The following is a 2,154-nucleotide window of genomic DNA, read 5'->3' as shown; positions in this document are numbered from 1 at the left end:
CACTCGCGATCCCGGCGTCCCGGCACGCCCGGGCCACGCGGACAGCGATTTCGCCACGATTGGCGATGAGCACCTTGCGCACGATTGAGGCTCCCTCCTTGAAACAAGCCGAGTTTAGGGACAGCCGACACGGCACTTCGACCCGTCCCCGATGGTGAGCTTGCCCACACGGAGCGTGATGCGAGGCTTGCTCGACCCGCGAAACGCCCAAGTCGCACCGGTGGTACGCAGGGCTCCTCGGGAGAACCCTAGCCTTTTGGTGTGGTCACGGTCTCTGTGAGGGGATGCTGCGGCCCGCCGCATTTCTTTGTGGAGATCCTACGAATGGCCCAACGATTCTTCTCCGTTCGCGGGACCCCCCTCCCGGCGCCCGCCGCCCCCGGAACCTTGGGCGCGACCGCCCGCCGGACCCTTAACACGAAGGGGGGGGGGTGCCGCTGTAGCGTTCTCGCCGTCGGACTGTACTCGCGGTAACACGGCTCCGGGCGGAGCCTGGGTCGAAAGTGGGTGGGGCCGGTGGTGCGCAGACCGGTGGCATGGCTGGTGACGGTGGTCCTGTTCGCCGAGGCGCTCGGCGTCGCCGCGGTCGACTGGTTCCTCGGCGAGGTCGTCCACCGCCAGCAGATGTCCCTGGCCGGCCTGGACGCGGACCTGATGGCGACCTCGTCGAAGGCCGGCGGGGTGGTCTTCGGGCTCTACTTCGCGCTGTGCGGCGTGGCCGCCGCGGCGGTGGCCGTGCGGGACCGCCGCCCGGCGGGCCTGGGACGCATCCTGCTGATCAGCGCGGCCGTGGTGCACGGTCTGCTGGGCGCCTTCGCCTGGGGGCTGGTGGGCTGGCCGGCGTTCCTGTTCATGGTTGTCGTGCTCGGCCTCATCGTGCTGCTGCTGACGACCTACGACGCCGAGGAGGCCGGCCCGGACCACGCCGCGCAGCCGCCCGTCACCCCGCCGGCCGAGCCCAGCACCTCCTGACCCGGTCCGCCGGTTGCCTGCGGGCGCCGCTCAGTCGTCGGCGGCCGGCGTCCACAGCTCGGTGATCCCGACGCCCAGCTCCGCCAGCAGCCGGCGCACCAGGGGCAGGCTGATGCCGATGACGTTGCCGTGGTCGCCGTCGATGCGGTCGATGAACGGGGCCGAACGGCCGTCCAGGGTGAAGGCGCCGGCGACGTTCAGCGGTTCTCCGGAGGCCACGTACGCGGCGATCTCCTCGTCCGTCGGCTCCCCGAAATGGACCACCGTGGAGGCGGTCGCCGAGGCGTAGCGGCCGCTCGCCGTGTCCCACACGCAGTGCCCGGTCTGCAGAGTGCCGGCCCGCCCGCGCATCGCCTTCCAGCGGGCGGCGGCCTCCTCGGCGTCGGCGGGCTTGCCGAGGGCCCGGCCGTCCAGGTCGAGCACCGAGTCGCAGCCGATCACCAGGGCGCCCTGGACCTCCGGGCGGGCAGCCACGACGGACGCCTTGGCCTCGGCGAGCGCGAGCGCCAGCTCGGCAGGCGTGGGGGCGGTGACGGCGTCCTCGTCGACCTTGCTGACGATCACCTCGGGGGCCAGGCCGGCCTGGCGGAGCAGGCCGAGCCGGGCGGGGGACTGGGAGGCGAGAACGAGTCGGCGTCGCGGCTGGTCAGTCATGCGTTCAGCGTATCCGCGCCGGGCGGCACACCTCGCCACCGTCCGGTGGCCGAACGGCAGGCCGGCCGGTCATCTCAGGCCGATCACGGCCATCGCCAGCACCATGGCCGCGGCCATGAGAACGCCCAGCCGCCGCAGCATCGTCTGCATGTCGCGCAGTTCCTTCGGCGGCTCGTCTCCCGGGTCGGACCACAGCATGGTGTCGATGGTCCGGCGGCGGGCCGGGCCGGCGCCTGAGTACGCGTACTCAAGTTGCCGCGCGCGGCCCCGGCGCCCGCCGGGCGGCCGCGTGCGGCGGGCGGGTCAGCCGGGCCAGTAGGTGCGGGCCCAGGCCGTCGGACCGGGCTGCGGCAGCCGGTGCGCGGCGATGCGGGCCGGGTCGGCCCAGGAGTCCCGTGCCGCGGGCGCGCCGGACGGCGGCGTGGCCGCCGCCGCGGCGCGCGCCCTGACCACCGCCAGGGCGGCGGCGAGCTCCTCGGGGGTGGGGTTGCCTCGGACGACCTTGATCACAGCGTTCCTCACAGCGGG

Annotated in this window: 5 protein-coding genes; 1 reads left to right on the top strand and 4 read right to left on the bottom strand. The window is 73.6% G+C overall.

The window, feature by feature from the left end; genetic code table 11:
* A partial coding sequence (locus IE286_RS26805; RefSeq protein ID WP_308434054.1) for a biotin carboxylase N-terminal domain-containing protein occupies nt 1-82 on the bottom strand: 82 nt, incomplete at its 3' end.
* A 434-nt stretch (nt 83-516) separates the two neighbouring features.
* On the opposite strand from IE286_RS26805, the gene IE286_RS26800 reads away from it, so the two are divergent.
* The gene (locus IE286_RS26800; RefSeq protein WP_229863829.1) at nt 517-972 is read left to right on the top strand and encodes a hypothetical protein; all 456 of its coding nucleotides are present in this window, start codon (nt 517-519) and stop codon (nt 970-972) included.
* 30 nt (nt 973-1,002) lie between these two features.
* Here the strand turns inward: IE286_RS26800 and IE286_RS26795 are convergent, their stop codons facing one another.
* The 3 genes from IE286_RS26795 to IE286_RS26790 form a co-directional block, all read right to left on the bottom strand.
* Complete coding sequence (locus IE286_RS26795; RefSeq protein WP_189799346.1) at nt 1,003-1,626, bottom strand: Maf family protein; 624 nt, start codon at nt 1,624-1,626, stop codon at nt 1,003-1,005.
* Nucleotides 1,627-1,695: 69 nt separating this feature from the next.
* Nucleotides 1,696-1,824 (bottom strand): morphogenic membrane protein MmpB, encoded by a 129-nt coding sequence (gene mmpB / locus IE286_RS27705; RefSeq protein WP_267969439.1) that lies wholly within the window; start codon nt 1,822-1,824, stop codon nt 1,696-1,698.
* Between the two features lie 105 nt (nt 1,825-1,929).
* Complete coding sequence (locus IE286_RS26790; RefSeq protein WP_189799345.1) at nt 1,930-2,136, bottom strand: acyl-CoA carboxylase epsilon subunit; 207 nt, start codon at nt 2,134-2,136, stop codon at nt 1,930-1,932.
* Nucleotides 2,137-2,154 lie beyond the last annotated feature (18 nt).

Source organism: Streptomyces thermodiastaticus (genome assembly GCF_014656135.1).
GTDB classification, from domain to species: domain Bacteria; phylum Actinomycetota; class Actinomycetes; order Streptomycetales; family Streptomycetaceae; genus Streptomyces; species Streptomyces thermodiastaticus.
This window is presented reverse-complemented; position numbering and strand designations above follow the sequence as displayed.

Coding starts and splice junctions, on each gene's coding strand:
- IE286_RS26795 (WP_189799346.1), bottom strand. CDS start 1,626: ATGACTGACCAGCCGCGACGCCGACTCGTTCTCGCCTCCCAGTCCCCC.
- mmpB (WP_267969439.1), bottom strand. CDS start 1,824: ATGCTGTGGTCCGACCCGGGAGACGAGCCGCCGAAGGAACTGCGCGAC.